We start from the raw sequence: 16,874 nt of genomic DNA, 5'->3' as shown, positions 1-16,874 counted from the left end.
TTTTGCATAATCAGATTTAAAATTAAATTGTATGAAAAAAATTACCTCCCTAATAGTATTTGTTGTTTTTTTATTTAGCTGTAGTGGTGTAAAACAAACACAATCAATGTTAAATGATGGCAATTATGATGGAGCCATTAGTAAATCAATTGACAATTTGAAGAGTAATAAAAATTCCAAAGGCAAACAAGATTATGTTTATTTACTAGAAGAAGCTTTTTCTAAAGCCAAGAAAAGGGATTTAGAAGCTATTTCTATCTGGGAAAAAGAAGGCAATCCTAATCACTTAGAAAAAATATACAATACGTATATCAAGCTACAAAACCGTCAAGAAAAAATACAACCTTTATTACCTCTAACTTTAATAAAAGAAGGTAGAAATGCACAATTTTCTTTTGAAGATTATTCAACTGCCTTAATTACTACTAAAAGTAAACTTTCTGATTTTTTATATGAAAACGCATTAAAATTAATGAAAACAAAAGATAAGATTAGTTTTCGTCGTGCTTTTGATGACTTTGAATATTTAAATACTATAAATCCAGGATATAAAGATTGTAATAAATTAATGGATGAATGTCATCTTAAGGGAACTGATTTTGTACATGTTTACACGAAAAATGAAACTAACATGGTTATTCCTTCTCGTTTACAAAATGATCTTTTAGATTTTAGCACTCTTGGATTAAATGATAAGTGGACTATATATCATAGTAATAAACAAAAAAATACAAATTATGATTTTGCGATGGTTGTTAGTTTTAGAGGCATTAATATTTCTCCTGAAAAGGTTTTTGAAAGAGAGTTTTCAAAAGAAAAATTAATTAAAAATGGCACTAAACCTCAATTAAATTCAAATGGTCAACCCGTAAAAGATGAAAAAGGAAATACAATTATGATAGATAACATGATTACTGTTAGAAGTACTGTATATGAGTTTAGACAAAACAAATCATGTAGTATTAGTGCCAAAATTGATTATTTAAATTTAAATACTAATCAGTTAATAAATACATTTCCTATAACCAGTAATTTCGTATTTGAAAACATTTATGCTAATTATAATGGTGATCCTAGAGCTTGTGATGAAAACTATTTACCATATTTTAATCGTAGGCCTACTTCTTTTCCAACAAATGAGCAAATGATATATGATTCAGGAGAGGATTTAAAAAATAAGTTAAAAAGTACTATTACAAGAAATAGACTTAGACGATAAATATGTTTTATTTAAATTCTTAAAATATTTCATAATTATCTTTTTTCAATTTATCTACTTTATTTTTGACATCTAAGATTGCACTAATTGAATAATAAAATAGGTTGATAAAGTATCTGTATTAATAGATTTTTATTTTTAAAATTTATATAGCTCAGCTCTATTACTTTTGTTAAAGAAGCTTAATTATTAGTACAATCAAAACTAAGGCTCGGATTTATAAAAAATCCGAGCCTTGGTATCTTACTTAAATAGGTATTTTATCTTAAAGTAGCTCCTAATTCTGTTTCAAAATTTTGAGTTAATTTATTCATCACTTTATCAATTTGTGAATCTGTAAGTGTTTTAGTACTATCTTGTAATAAGAAACTTATTGCGTATGATTTTTTCCCTTCTGGTAAATTTTTACCTTGGTAAACATCAAATAAATCAATTCCTTTTAATAGATTTTTTTCTGTTTTATTTGCTATATCAAGGATTTTTGCAAATTCTACACCTTCGTCTACTAATAAGGCTAGATCACGACGAACTTCTGGATATTTGGAAATTTCAACAAATTTCACATTAGTTGATAAATGTTTTAATATAGCACTCCAGTTAAAATCAGCAAAAAATACTTCTTGTTTGATATCAAAATGTTTTAAAATTGATTTTTTTACTGTTCCTAATTCTACTAAACAAGAAGTTCCTAATTCATAAACCATTCCTTCACTTAAAATATCACTTTTCATTGGCATGGTAACAATATTTTTGATTCCTAATCTTTCAAAAATATTTAGTATATATCCTTTAAATAAAAAGAAATTGGTCATTTTTTGAGGATTTGTCCAAGATTCTTTTGAACTATTTCCGCTCATAGTTAAGGTTAGGTGCATTTTTTCTTCATGTCCTGCTAATTGTTTATGATAGGTTTTCCCAAATTCAAACAGGCGTAAATCAGCATTTTTACGATTTACATTAAAGGAAACTGCTTCTAAGGCTGAGAATAACATAGATTGACGCATAGCAGATAGGTCATTACTTAAAGGATTAAGCATCAAAACATTATTTTTCTCGTGCAAACTATCGCTTAAACTCACATAATTAGGGGTAGTTAATGAGTTTGCCATCATTTCATTAAATCCATTACCTACTAACAAGTTAGCAATAATATTTTGTATCTTATAATCTTCTGTTTTAGATGAGTGTGCAGTTGTAGCGTTTAATTTTTGGGAAAATTCTATATTATTATAACCGTAAACTCTTAGAATTTCTTCTATCACATCTATTTCACGAGTTACATCCACACGATAAGCTGGTACTGTTAATCCTAGACCTACTTTTGAGATACTATTTACTTTTATATCTAGTGAAACGAGAATATTTTTAATTTCCTCATCTGGAATTTCTTGACCTATGATTTTTTTAACTTTCTCTAAATTTAAAAAAACAGGAAAATCTTCTGTTTTTTTAGGATAAACTTCCATTATATCTGAAGTCATCTCTCCTCCTGCAATTTGGCATATAAGGATTGCTGCTCGTTTTAAAGCGTATTCTGTAATACTAGGATCTATTCCTCTTTCAAAACGAAAAGAGGCATCTGAATTAATTGCATGTCTTTTGGCTGTTTTACGCACGGAAACAGGATTAAAGTAAGCACTTTCTAAAAATAGAGAAGTTGTTCTTTCTGATACTCCTGAGTTTTTGCCTCCCATTACACCTGCAATACATAAAGGTCCTTTTTCATCACAAATCATGATATCTTCTTTATGTAAAGTTCTTTCTACATCATCTAATGTGATAAACTTTTCTCCTTCTGTGGCATTTTTTACAATAATTTTACCGTGTATTTTAGAAGCATCAAAAGCATGTAAAGGTTGTCCTAATTCATGCAATACATAGTTTGTTATATCTACAACATTATTTTTAGGTATAAGTCCTATTGCTTTTAATCTATTTTGTAACCATTCTGGTGATGGTGCTACTTTTATATCTGAAATTGTAACACCACAATATCTAGGTACTAATGTTGTATTTTCAACATTTACATCTATTTTCAAAGTTCTTTTTTCTACTTTATAAGAACTTACAGATGGTGTAATTAATTCTGTACTAATATCTTGTTGAAGCATACCTGCTCGTAAATCTCTGGCTACTCCCCAATGACTCATAGCGTCTGCTCTATTAGGAGTAAGTCCTATTTCAAAAACTTCATCTATTTCTACATTAAAAACGGTCGAGGCTAACGTTCCTGCTTTTACAGTTTCTTCTAGAACTATAATACCTTCATGGCTATTTCCGATACCTATTTCATCTTCTGCACAGATCATTCCGTGGCTTTCCTCTCCTCTAATTTTACCTTTTTTTATCTCAAAAGAATTTCCTTCTTTATCATATAATTTTGTTCCTATAGTTGCTACTATTACTTTTTGACCCGCCGCTACATTACTAGCTCCACAAACTATTTGAACTGGTTCTTCATTTCCTAAATCTACTGTAGTAATTTTTAGTTTATCAGCATTTGGGTGTTTTTCACAAGTTAACACGTGTCCTACTATTAAACCTTCTAATCCTCCTTTTATTGAAAAAAACTTTTCAATACCTTCTACTTCAAGACCAAGATCAGTTAATAATTCAGCTGTCTTTTCAGAACTCCAATCCGTCTTAATAAATTGTTTTAACCAGTTATATGAAATTTTCATTTTGAATATTTATCAAATTTTAAAGCATCGCAAAGATAAAAAATTACTTAGGAGTTTAAAGATAAATTTTATACCTACTTTTTTATATATAATCCTTATTTTTTATTTGATTTTTTCTTTTGAATGATAGTATTTAGATTTTTTTGGATAAGCAAATAATTAATAGGTTTTTATGATTATCTCTTTTATTTCCATTATATCTAATCTGGTTTTAAAATCTATCTCTTCAATTTAAGTATTTATTATACACTTGTCATAATGACAATCTAATGTTTATACTTTTAGATTAAATTTTTAACTTTTTTAGAGGGCAGTGCAAAAAGGTGACAATCTTCTGATTCAACTAAAGAGAGGTTCAAACGAAGTAAACAAGCTAAACAAAATTACATAACGCTAATAATCTAACTTCTTCCTTTAGTCAAAGTGACAGGGCAAACATTCAATTTTGACTTTTCAGATACTTTGAATCTAAATATTTTTTCAGGTTAAATTTATTATCATTATAAAACAAATAAGTTTTTTTATTTAAACAAATAACTTTATTTAACTTTTAAAAAATAATTAAACAAATAAACAATAAAAAACAACAAATATAAAAATACTGACATAATATACTGACATAATTTCACAAATAAAGTTTTTTTTGACATACCGAAACAGATTATTACTCAAAAATTCGTTTTGTTATATAATCAACATAAACAATAACACAATCAAAATTAATCTAAATATCACTATTTATTTTTAAATTAAAACATTTTTGTTTTATTTAAATTGAATATTATAAAAAAATAACATTTCAAAAAACCTTAATTATTAATTTTAACTTTTTTTTTGGAATAAAATTTAAAAAAGTCATTTTGTTAATTTTTAAAACATAGTTTTTATGAAAAATTTTTTAATTGCAAGTGCAATATTAATTACTTCAGGTGTATTTGCTCAAAAGGGAAGTTTTTATGTAGGAGGTCAAGTGGGCTATTCAAGTAGTAAGACAAAAATAGAGAGTACAACTACATTAGAGGGTTCAACATGGAACTTTTCACCAGAAGTAGGTACTTTTTTAACAAATAATGTACAATTAGGTGTGGGCTTTACAACTCAAGGTTCTACAAAAGAATTTGGGAATACAGAAGTAAAAGAAAATCAATACGGAGGTACACTTTATGGTCGTTATTTTTTTGGAGAAGGAAGTAAAGCTTTTAGACCTTTCGTAGGGGTTAATATTGGATTATTACCTGGAAACTATACTACTACTAAAAAAACTCTTTTAGGTAATCTAGAATCTAAAAATACTCTTTTTGAACTTAATACAAATTTAAATGCAGGATTTGGTTATGCTCTTTCTCCTAAAATTACGGTAGTAGGTTCTTTAGGTGTTTTAGGCTTTTCATCTCATACATCAAAAAATAAAGAAACAGATGTAAAAGAAGAAACGAACACATTTAATTTTGATCTTAATTCTCTAGGAAATAGATTTAACGTAGGTATTTATTATACTTTGTAGAATAAGATAAATTATTCATACTAAAAAACAATAAATTTTTAATTAGGAGACTGTCTAGAATATTTTTAGTTCATCTTATCTTAAAAGAGATTCATAATTATATAACACCTTTTATTAATGGTTCTCTCTTATATATTATGATATATTATACTCTATTTTTAAGTCAGTCTCTTTTTATAAATTTAATTTACGTGGTAAAAACGTATTAAAGCTAAAATAACTTTGAATCTAAAAAGTTATTTTAGCTTTAATATAACCCGTTTCTTTTATCTTTTTTCTCCTTTATTACAAGGTATAACATTTAATTTGGGGCAAAATATATAGTCTATATTATGTAGTAGTATTATTTTGTAAAAGCATTAATTTTTTCTGCTATTTTATGTGCCTCAATAGTATGATGAGAATCTCTATAAATTACTTTACCATTTATAAGAACAATGATTTGTGGTGATTGATGAATTACTTCTAAGGTTTCTGCTATAAAATTTGATACGGATCTATAAGTTAATAGGTCTAAATAATTAAAATCACATATATTTTCTATTAGATTAAAACCATTTGTTAGTCGTTCTTTTGCAAATGCACTAATACCACAAGTTACACTATCTTTAAAAATAACTTGTGGCTTATTATTAGATTTTTCAACAATATTAAGTACTTCTTGTTCTGTTTTTATTGTATTCCAATTTTGTGTTTTCATATATTTTATTTTAAATATTTTCTTTAAGTTTATCGGCATATTCTTTTTTAAGTCTAGCTATTTTAGGAGAAATAACTACTTGACAATATCCTTTATTTTTGTTTTTATTATAATAATTTTGATGATAAATCTCTGCAGGATAAAAATCTCTTAGAGGAGCTAATTCCGTAACTATCTTGTTTTCAAAGACAGGATTTAATTTTTTGATTACTTCTTGTGCTAATATTTTTTGTTTTTCATTATGATAAAAAATAACGGATCTATATTGGGTTCCATAATCTGCTCCTTGATAATTAAGGGTTGTAGGATTATGATAAATCATAAAAACATTCAATAATTCTACATAAGATAAAGAATCTGTGTTAAAAGTTACTTGTATTACTTCAGCATGATCAGTATCTCCTTTGCAAATCTCTTCGTAAGTAGGGTTTATTATTTTACCTCCTGTATAACCTGACACTACTTTTTCTACTCCTTTTAGTCTTTGAATTATTGCCTCAATGCACCAAAAGCATCCTCCTCCAAAAGTGGCTATTTCTATATTTTTCATGCTTTTTATTCTTTTAATTTTCATTTTTATATAGTGAGACAGAATTTATACAATAACGTAATCCACTAGGTTCTGGTCCATCAGGAAAAACATGTCCCAAATGACTATCACATATATTACACATTACCTCTACCCTAATCATTCCGTAAGAACTATCTTTTATATATTGAATAACATTTTCTTTAATTGGCTGGGTAAAACTAGGCCATCCTGTTCCTGAATCAAATTTTTCTGAGGAATCAAAAAGAGGTGTATTACAACAAATACAACTATACACACCCGGTTGATATTGAGTACAATGTTCACCCGAAAAACGAGCTTCTGTACCTTTTTTTCTCGTAATATAAAATTGCTCTTGGGTTAGTATTTCTTTCCATTCATCATCTGTTTTTTTAATTCTTATATCTGGAGTTAAGTTTCCTTTTGTAGCAAATCGAATTACATCTGTCCAATTTAATTCTTTGTTTCTCATAACTCTTTTATTTTTGTTTTATTATACAAAGTTACGATTAAGTAACTTTAAAAGAATTGTTCATTTTTCCTTAAAACTGGTAAATAATTCCCGTTTCTTTAAAAACCATTTATACCATTTAAACTTTGAAATTTCCTCATAATATTTTTTTAACCTTGAGAGTGTCCAAAAAGTTTGTAATCTTTCATTTCGACCAGAGGGAGATTCCTTGATTCTACAAAAGCAATAAAAATTAGTATTGGTTCTCGATGTGCTTCGCGCTCGAACTAACGATGATTTCAATGATATACTCAACCCTTTGTTCGAGCTGTTTTAAAAATAAAAAAAACATATTGTATGCTTCTTAGATTATCTTTAAATCTGTTTTTATATACCTATATTATTTTTAAACAATTATAACTGCATATCTTAATTAAAAAGAATATTAGTTTTATTATTTGATTTCATTTTTTCTTTGTCCGTTAGATAAAATAAATAAACAGTATAAAAAAATTGGATAATCTATATTCTTCTAACATAAAAATCGTAAGACATTTTTTAGAACAAAATAGACCTAACAATCTTAGGTTTTCAACCAATACGCAAACCGTTTATTACTTTTTGATCTGTAGATAGCAATACGACATCATTATTTTCTCCTAGGGTTCCAAGAATCAAACATTCACTCATAAACTTGCCTATTTGTTTTTCAGGAAAATTTATAACAGCTATAATTTGCTTACTAATCAATTCTTCTTTTGAATATCGTTTTGTTATTTGAGCCGAAGTTTTTTTGATCCCTAATTGACTTCCAAAATCAATTGTTAGTTGATAGGCGGGCTTGTGTGCTTCAGGAAAATCATCTACGGTAATTATTGTTCCAACCCTCATTTCTACTCGTTCAAAATCAGACCAAGAAATTTTCATATTTATTATTTTTAATGATTATTTGATGTATAAAAAAAGTCCCGAGAAATCGGGACTTCTAATTTATTAAAAAATGTCTGACACTAAGCATTTATTTCTGCATGTCTTTTTTCTATTTCTTCTTTATCTTTTTTAGATAAAGTATCTACTAACACTGGTGTTGCAATGAATAATGAAGAATAAGTACCTACAATAATACCTATTAACATAGCAAAGATAAATCCTCTAATAGACTCTCCACCAAACACGAACATAATAGCTAATACTAGAATCATGGTTAATGATGTATTGATTGTTCTTGATAAAGTGGTGTTAATAGATTCATTTACAATATGATTAAAGTTACCTTTTAAGTTACCTGCTAAGAACTCACGAATACGGTCAAATACAATTACGGTATCATTCATTGAGTACCCAATAACTGTTAGGATAGCTGCAATAAAATGCTGATCCATTTCCATGTGGAAAGGCATAAACTTATAACATATAGAATAAATACCTAATACAAAAATTACGTCGTGTGCTACTGCTGCTACTGCTCCTAGTGAATATCCTAATTTACGGAATGAAATTACTAAGTACAGTCCTACTACTAACATTGCTCCGATAACTGCCCAAAAAGAGTTTGTTTTGATATCGTTAGAAATAGCAGCACCTACTTTTGAACCTGATAATACTGCTATTTTTTTACCATCTGTTAGGGTAATAAATGTTTTATAATCCATACCAGGGAAATATTTAGATAATCCTTGGTATAATAATTTATTAACTTCTTCGTCTACAGCTACACCTTCTTCTTCAATTTTGTATTTAGTTGTAATTCTTAATTGATCTGAATCACCAAATACTTTTGCTTCAGCAGGTACACCAAATACTTTTCCTAATTCCTCTGATACTACAGCAGCATCAACTGGTTTTTCAAATTTTACTTGAAAAGTTCTACCTCCAACAAAGTCTACACCTTGATCTAAACCATTTATAAAGAAAATTGAAACTAAACTGATTACAGTTACCACTAATGAGAAACCATACGTGAATTTTTTAATTTTTAAGAAATCGAAATGGTATCCTGTAAACCAATTTTTAGACCAATCTGTAGTAAATGATAAAGTAATGTTTTTAGCTACCGCTCTGTCTAAGAATATTCTTGTGATAAAAATAGATGTAAATAATGAAGTTACGATACCTATTAATAAAGTAGTGGCAAAACCTTTAATAGGACCTGTTCCAAAGGTATATAAAATAGCACCTGTTAAAACGTGTGTTACGTTTGCATCAATAATAGAACGCATAGCTCCAGTCCAAGAGAATGATTTTTGTACAGCTTCTCCTAAATTTAAACCGTGTCTCAACTCTTCCTTTGCTCTTTCATAAATAATGATATTAGCGTCTACTGCAGTACCTAACGTTAGTACGATACCTGCAATACCTGGTAATGTTAATACAGCACCTAAACTTGCTAAAATACCAAATAGGAATAATAAATTAACTACTAATGCTATATTTGCATAAGTACCTGATTTACCATAATATACCCACATCCATAACATTACAGCTAATAAACCTACAATAGCTGACATAGTACCATTATCAATTGCTTTTTGACCTAAAGAGGGACCTACTACTTCTGATTGAACGATTTCAGCTGCTGCTGGTAATTTACCAGCACGTAAAACATTAGCTAAATCTTTTGTTTCATCAATTTTAAAAGTTCCAGAAATTTCAGAACGACCACCTGCAATAGGACCTGAAGTTACACCTGGTGCAGAATAAACTACATCATCTAAAACAATTGCAATTGCATTTTTTTGAGAAAACACTCTACCTGTTAGTTCTTCCCAAATTTTAGCTCCTTTTCCATTCATTTGCATAGAAACAGCTGGTTTACCCATTTGATCAAAAGTATCTGCTGCATCTATTAAAACACTTCCACTCATTGGAGGAGTATTAGTTCTATTACCTTTAATAGCATAGACCTCAACTGCTTCTGCTTCGTCATCTTTTGCTTTTCCGTATAAGAACTTAACATCTGTTAGATTAGCGGGTAACAAAGCTTTTATATCAGTTCTTCTCAAATAAGCATTAACTACCGCTGTATCTTTAGTTGCAATCATACCTATAATAGAACCTCCTTGCTGTAACGGCATTAATTTATCAAACAATGGATTGTTTCCTTTTGTATTATTTGTAGAATCTTTTGATTTATCAACTAATAAATCGTTTACTTTAGAAGAAGATTTAGTTTCTTTAATAACTGGCTCTACTTTTTCTGTTTTCTTTAAAGCTTCATTAACAGTCATTAAATAAGAAGCAACTTCCTCCATTTTATACGTTTCCCAAAACTCTAATTGAGCGGTAGAAGATAATAATTTTTTAGCGCGATCTACGTCTTTAGCTCCTGGTAATTCTACTAAAATACGTCCTGTATTTCCTAATTTAACAATATTAGGTTGTGTTACACCAAATTTATCTATACGTTCACGTAATACTCCAAATGCACTTTGTACAGACTCATCAACTTTTTTAGCAATTACAGCTTTCACTTGTGAATCTGACATATTAAAGTTGATTTCATCAGCTAAATTTCTATTTCCAAAAACATCAGGAGAAGCCAATTTAGTTCCTGAGCCAGCTGAAGCTTTTTCAAATGCTTCGAAAAAAGCATCTAGAAAAGATTGATTTCCTTGTTGGTTTTTCTTTGCTTCTGCTAAAGCTTTATTAAATATGGCATTTGATGTATTATTAGCTAAACCTTTTAATACATCTTTCACAGAAATTTGCAAGGTAACATTAATACCTCCTTCTAAGTCTAAACCTTTGTTAATTTGCTTATCAGCTACTTCATTGTAAGTGAAATCAGTAAACCCTAAACTAAAAACTTTTTGTTTACCAATTGAATCAAGATACTTAATCTCCTTTTCTTGATTTCCATTTGCAAATGCTTTTGCATCACTTTTAACTTTATTGGCTACAAAAGTGAAAGTAAGCTGGTAAATACTTACTAAAGCAAAGATGATTGCAAAAAACTTAATGAGTCCTCTATTCTGCATTCTTTGTAAAAAATTAATTAATTTGTTCTACGTTAGTTTTTGGTTAATAAAAGACTCCTAAACACAATAGGAGTATTTACTAGAACTTGCAAATATATAATTCTGAATACGATAAACCAATTAATTTAAGAAAATTATATCAAAAAAAAGACTGTTTTAAAAAACAGTCTTTTAATAAAATTAAAATTCTTTTCATAATAATTCTGAAAGAGTATCATTCATGGCACGAACTGCCAATGAAGATTTCACAAACAATTCGCTCTCTTGATTATCTAATTTTATATCTATTATTTCTTCTACTCCATTACTTCCTATTATACAAGGAACTCCTATACATATATCATCTTGACCATACTCACCTTCTAAATATGTTGAACAAGCAATCATTTTTTTCTGATTATTTAGGATAGAATCTACCAAATAGGCTACTGAAGCTCCTGGTGCATACCAAGCTGATGTACCTAATAGAGACGTAAGAGTAGCACCTCCTACCATTGTATCCTTAGCTATTTTAGTCAATTGTTCTTCTGATAAAAACTGTGATACTGGAATTCCATTATAAGATGCTAAACGCGTCAATGGAATCATCGTGGTATCTCCATGACCTCCAATAACCATAGCTGCAATATCATTAGTTGGTTTATCTAAAGCTAGAGCTAAATATGTTTTAAATCGTGCACTATCTAAAGCTCCTCCCATTCCTATCACTCTGTTTTTAGGAATTCCTAAAGTTTTGTAAGTTAAATAAGTCATTGTATCCATAGGATTTGAAACAATAACAAAAATTGCATTAGGTGAATAAGCAAGAAGATTTTCAGCAACTGATTTTACAATTCCTGCATTAATCCCTATTAATTCTTCTCTTGTCATTCCTGGCTTTCTTGGAACTCCAGAAGTGATAACTACTACATGACTATTAGCTGTCTTAGAATAATCATTCGTTACGCCTATTAATTTAGTATTAAATCCTGTATTAGTTGCACATTGTGATATATCTAATGCTTTTCCTTCTGCAAATCCTTCTCTAATATCTAATAAAACCACCTCGCTAGCAATACCTCTATAAGCCATAACGTCTGCACAGGTAGCTCCAACATTACCTGCTCCTACAATTGATACTTTCATAATAAACTATCTTTTTTTGTTAAATTTTATTTTATTTTTTTAAGCTGTTTTAAGTAATTAGCTTCTTTCGAATATACGAAAAAATACAATATCAATTCATTAACAGGAAAATTTATACAAATAAAAAAGACTGGTGTTTTATTCCAGTCTTTCTATATCTTTTTTTATACTTTATAAATTATGCATCAATATTAGCATAAATAGCATTCTTTTCAATAAATTCTCTACGAGGAGGAACTTCATCTCCCATTAACATAGAGAACACTCTATCAGCCTCTGTTAAGCTGTCAATCGTTACTTGACGCAATGTTCTGTATTCAGGATTTAATGTTGTTTCCCACAACTGTTCAGCATTCATCTCTCCAAGACCTTTATAACGTTGAATATTTGCACCACCGCCCATTCTTTCATTAATCGCGTCACGCATTTTCTCATCCCAAGCATATTCTTTTTTATTTCCTTTTTTAACTAAATATAAAGGAGGAGTGGCAATATAAACATGTCCTTCTTCTATTAATTCTTTCATAAAACGGAAGAAGAAAGTCAAAATAAGTGTAGAAATATGACTACCATCAATATCAGCATCACACATGATTACTACTTTATGATAACGAAGTTTTTCAAGATTCAATGCTTTACTATCATCGGCAGTCCCCACTGTTACTCCCAAAGCAGTAAAAATATTACGAATTTCTTCGTTTTCAAACACTTTATGATGCATTGCTTTTTCTACATTCAAAATCTTACCTCGAAGTGGTAAAATCGCTTGAAAATTACGGTCACGTCCTTGTTTAGCCGTTCCACCCGCCGAGTCCCCCTCGACAAGGAATATTTCACATTTTGTTGGATCTTGCTCGGAACAGTCTGATAATTTACCTGGTAATCCACCACCGCCCATTACGGTTTTGCGTTGCACCATTTCACGTGCTTTTTTAGCTGCGTGACGTGCTTGTGCTGCAAGGATTACTTTTTGAACAATGATTTTAGCATCATTAGGATTTTCTTCCAAGTAATTTTCTAACATCTCAGCTACTGCTTGGGATACTGGAGAAACTACTTCTCTATTTCCTAATTTTGTTTTTGTTTGACCTTCAAACTGTGGTTCAGCAACTTTTACCGAAATAATAGCTGTCAAACCTTCACGGAAGTCGTCACCAGAAATCTCAAATTTCAACTTATCTAATAAACCAGAAGCATCTGCATATTTTTTCAACGTACGAGTTAACCCCATACGGAAACCTTGTAAATGTGTACCTCCTTCGTGTGTATTGATATTATTTACGTACGAGAATATATTTTCTGAATAGCTATCATTGTAAATTAAAGCTACTTCAACCGGAATTTCTCCTTTGTCATTTTCCATTGAAATCACGTGACCAATGATAGGCACACGATTACCATCAAGAAACTTAACAAACTCTTTTAAACCTTCTTTAGAATGGAAAGTTTCACCTAAAAAGTTACCGTCTTTATCTTTTTCTCGTTTATCCGTAAGCGTTATTGTAATTCCTTTATTTAAAAATGCCAACTCACGCATACGAGCTGCAAGCGTATCATAAGAGTACTCCAAAGTTTGTTGAAAAATTGTTCCATCAGGTTTAAACCAAACGGTGGTACCTCTTTTTTCCGTAGTTCCTATTTGCTTTACAGGATATTGCGCTTTACCTCTTTCATATTCCTGTTCGTAAATTTTACCATCGCGATAAACTGTCGCTTTTAAATGGTCAGAAAGTGCATTAACACACGACACCCCAACCCCGTGAAGACCACCAGAAACTTTATAAGAATCTTTATCAAATTTACCTCCAGCACCAATTTTAGTCATTACAACCTCAAGTGCGGAAACGCCTTCTTTTTTATGAATATCTACTGGAATACCACGACCATTATCTTCAACAGTAATTGAATTATCTTCGTTAATTGTTACAAAAATAGTATCACAGTGTCCTGCTAAAGCCTCATCAATTGAGTTGTCTACTACCTCATATACTAAATGATGTAGACCTCTAACTCCAGTATCTCCAATATACATGGATGGGCGCATACGCACGTGTTCCATTCCTTCTAACGCCTGAATACTGTCAGCAGAATAATTATTCTTTTTAACTTCTTCGCTCATAATATCTTTTTCGTGTAATTATATTCTTTTGTCAAACACGCAAATATAGTGAAATACTGCTTTTTAAAATTACAAAATCGTTTAAAACCTTTTTAGTTTATTAACATTAAAGCGTTAACAAAGAGATCATTCTTTAAATCAACCAAAAACAGCCTTAAATCATATTTTCTTTATTTTTTAGAAAATGTTAAAATTAAAATCTTATAAAAAACCTTTTAAAATCTCTCTATTTACCTTTTTATACATTTAAAGTCAAATTACGGGATAGATATTAATTCTTTTTTGTAATAAAAGCCAATACGTAATTTAAATTAAAATTTAAAACCTCAAAAGAAAAACTATTGAGGTTTATACTTTCTATTGAATTGATAAGAAAGTCAATCAGAACACAAAATCATTTTATTTATTTTTCATACGCATCATCATGTACTTTTGCCACAGCACGTCCTGAAGGATCGTTTAGTTTTTTAAAAGCTTCGTCCCACTCTAATGCTATTTTTGTACTACATGCCACACTAGCTTCTTGTGGCACGCATAATGCTGCTGTATCACTTGAATAATGTTCAGTAAAAATGGTACGATAATAATACTCTTCTTTATTCATTGGCGTTTGAATTGGGAATCTGAATTTAGCATTTGCTAATTGTTCATCTGAGACTTCTTTGTTTACAATTTCTTTCAATGTATCAATCCAACTGTACCCCACTCCATCGCTAAATTGTTCCTTTTGACGCCAAGCTACGCTTTCTGGCAACATATCTTCGAAAGCTTTACGTAAAACCCATTTTTCCATACGTTCTCCATTAATCATTTTATCTTGGGGGTTAATTCTCATAGCCACGTCCATAAATTCCTTATCTAAGAAAGGAACACGCCCTTCAATTCCCCATGCCGCTAAACTTTTATTAGCTCTTAAACAATCGTACATGTGGAGTTTACTTAATTTACGAACCGTTTCTTCGTGAAATTCTTTCGCATTAGGTGCCTTATGGAAATATAAATAGCCACCAAATAACTCATCAGAACCTTCTCCAGAAAGCACCATTTTAATCCCCATAGATTTAATTACACGAGCCATTAAATACATTGGCGTACTGGCACGTACCGTAGTAACATCATAGGTTTCTAAATTATAAATCACATCACGAATAGCATCCAAACCTTCTTGAATAGTAAATTTAATTTCATGGTGAATCGTTCCTAAATGATCAGCCACTTTTTGAGCCGCAGCTAGATCTGGAGAACCTTCTAAACCTACAGCAAAGGAATGTAATTGTGGATACCAAGCTTCCGATTTATCATCAGTTTCAATACGACGACTCGCATACTTTTTAGCGATAGCCGAAGTAATGGAAGAATCCAATCCGCCAGAAAGTAATACTCCATAAGGTACATCACTCATCAACTGACGATGTACAGCTGCTTCTAAAGCTTCACGTATGGCCTGAATACTCGTTTCATTCTCTTTTACTGCCTCGTACTCTGTCCATTCTCTATCATACCATTTTACCAACTGACCGTCTTTACTATGTAAATAATGCCCTGGCGGGAATAATTCGATTTTAGAACAATATCCTTCTAAAGCTTTTAATTCAGAGGCAACATAAAAAGTTCCGTGTTTGTCCCAACCGATATACAATGGAATAATTCCGATATGGTCTCTAGCAATGAAATATTCGTCTTTTTCAACATCGTACAATGCAAAACCAAAAATTCCATTCATTTCATCCACAAATGTGGGTCCTTTTTCTTGGTACAATGCTAAAATAACTTCACAGTCGCTTTGAGTTTGAAACTCATATTTACCCTCAAATTGTTTACGCAATTCACGGTGGTTGTATATTTCGCCGTTTGCAGCTAAAACGAATTTTTGATCAGGACTAAAAAGAGGTTGCTTTCCAGAAGCTGGATCTACAATTGCTAAACGCTCATGCGCTAAAATAGCTTTGTCATTAGAAAAAATCCCACTCCAATCCGGTCCGCGATGACGTATAATTTTTGCCATCTCTAACACTTGAGGTCTTAAAGTTTCTGTTTTTTGTTTTAAATCAAAGGCACATACAATTCCACACATACTATATTTTAGTTTTAATTACCTGAATCCAGATTTGATTAATAATATATTTATGAAGCAAAATTGATGTATTTAATTTTAATTTTAAACCATAAACAATGTTTTAATTATAATTTTAAACAAAAAACACAATATAACAAACAAAAAAAAACAAAAGTATATTATTACATAATTAAAACTTAAAATCTGTAATTTATTTAATATTTAAAAGCACTATTTAATAGGTCTATTCTATTTTTTTACTCTGATAAGCTATTAAAAAAAGACGAAAATAAATGATATAATAAAACTGAAGATGCTTTATTAATCAAGTTTAATTAAGAAGTTAAATAGTAATTTTATTACTTCTATTAACATTTATTTCCAGCCGTATTAAAAGTAATAATTTGAAAATTCTTTTATAGTTATTTTAAAAAAAGAGGGTGTCTAAAAAGTCAAAACTCAACGTTTAACATATCACTTAAATGACAGGAT

11 protein-coding genes are annotated in these 16,874 nt (G+C 29.8%); 2 read left to right on the top strand and 9 right to left on the bottom strand.

Features of this window, described 5'->3' with window-relative positions:
• Positions 1-31: 31 nt before the first annotated feature.
• On the top strand, positions 32-1,219 hold the full coding sequence (locus ACUXZJ_RS10355) for a hypothetical protein (RefSeq protein WP_063743963.1): 1,188 nt from the start codon (positions 32-34) through the stop codon (positions 1,217-1,219).
• A gap of 260 nt (positions 1,220-1,479) precedes the next feature.
• Here ACUXZJ_RS10355 and pheT read toward each other — a convergent pair whose 3' ends face one another.
• Positions 1,480-3,900: a phenylalanine--tRNA ligase subunit beta gene (gene pheT, locus ACUXZJ_RS10350; RefSeq protein WP_063743964.1), complete on the bottom strand. Its 2,421-nt coding sequence runs from the start codon at positions 3,898-3,900 to the stop codon at positions 1,480-1,482.
• A gap of 886 nt (positions 3,901-4,786) precedes the next feature.
• Between pheT and ACUXZJ_RS10345 the strand changes: the two genes are divergently transcribed.
• The gene (locus ACUXZJ_RS10345; RefSeq protein WP_063743965.1) at positions 4,787-5,404 is read left to right on the top strand and encodes an outer membrane beta-barrel protein; all 618 of its coding nucleotides are present in this window, start codon (positions 4,787-4,789) and stop codon (positions 5,402-5,404) included.
• Positions 5,405-5,747: 343 nt separating this feature from the next.
• Here the strand turns inward: ACUXZJ_RS10345 and ytxJ are convergent, their stop codons facing one another.
• The 8 genes from ytxJ to asnB form a co-directional block, all read right to left on the bottom strand.
• The gene (gene ytxJ / locus ACUXZJ_RS10340) at positions 5,748-6,104 is read right to left on the bottom strand and encodes a bacillithiol system redox-active protein YtxJ (RefSeq protein WP_060383816.1); all 357 of its coding nucleotides are present in this window, start codon (positions 6,102-6,104) and stop codon (positions 5,748-5,750) included.
• A gap of 10 nt (positions 6,105-6,114) precedes the next feature.
• Positions 6,115-6,654 (bottom strand): peptide-methionine (S)-S-oxide reductase MsrA, encoded by a 540-nt coding sequence (gene msrA / locus ACUXZJ_RS10335; RefSeq protein ID WP_060383815.1) that lies wholly within the window; start codon positions 6,652-6,654, stop codon positions 6,115-6,117.
• A 13-nt stretch (positions 6,655-6,667) separates the two neighbouring features.
• A complete protein-coding gene (msrB, locus tag ACUXZJ_RS10330; protein WP_060382033.1) occupies positions 6,668-7,126 on the bottom strand; it encodes a peptide-methionine (R)-S-oxide reductase MsrB in 459 nt (152 codons plus the stop codon).
• Between the two features lie 570 nt (positions 7,127-7,696).
• Positions 7,697-8,032, bottom strand: coding sequence for a tRNA-binding protein (locus tag ACUXZJ_RS10325; protein ID WP_060382032.1), 336 nt, complete (start codon positions 8,030-8,032; stop codon positions 7,697-7,699).
• 83 nt (positions 8,033-8,115) lie between these two features.
• Positions 8,116-11,082 carry a protein translocase subunit SecDF gene (gene secDF / locus ACUXZJ_RS10320; RefSeq protein WP_063743966.1) on the bottom strand — a complete coding sequence of 989 codons (2,967 nt, stop codon included), beginning with the start codon at positions 11,080-11,082 and terminating at the stop codon, positions 8,116-8,118.
• A gap of 192 nt (positions 11,083-11,274) precedes the next feature.
• A complete protein-coding gene (gene mdh, locus ACUXZJ_RS10315; protein ID WP_063743967.1) occupies positions 11,275-12,207 on the bottom strand; it encodes a malate dehydrogenase in 933 nt (310 codons plus the stop codon).
• Positions 12,208-12,385: 178 nt separating this feature from the next.
• Positions 12,386-14,326 carry a DNA topoisomerase (ATP-hydrolyzing) subunit B gene (gene gyrB, locus ACUXZJ_RS10310; RefSeq protein ID WP_060382029.1) on the bottom strand — a complete coding sequence of 647 codons (1,941 nt, stop codon included), beginning with the start codon at positions 14,324-14,326 and terminating at the stop codon, positions 12,386-12,388.
• A 403-nt stretch (positions 14,327-14,729) separates the two neighbouring features.
• Entirely contained in the window at positions 14,730-16,400 is a 1,671-nt protein-coding gene (gene asnB / locus ACUXZJ_RS10305; protein WP_060382028.1) for an asparagine synthase B, read from the bottom strand.
• Between the last annotated feature and the right edge of the window lie 474 nt (positions 16,401-16,874).

This window comes from Flavobacterium sp. TN-1, assembly GCF_052828645.1.
The sequence above is the reverse complement of the archived record's forward strand: the minus strand, read 5'-3'. Positions and strand labels throughout refer to the sequence as shown.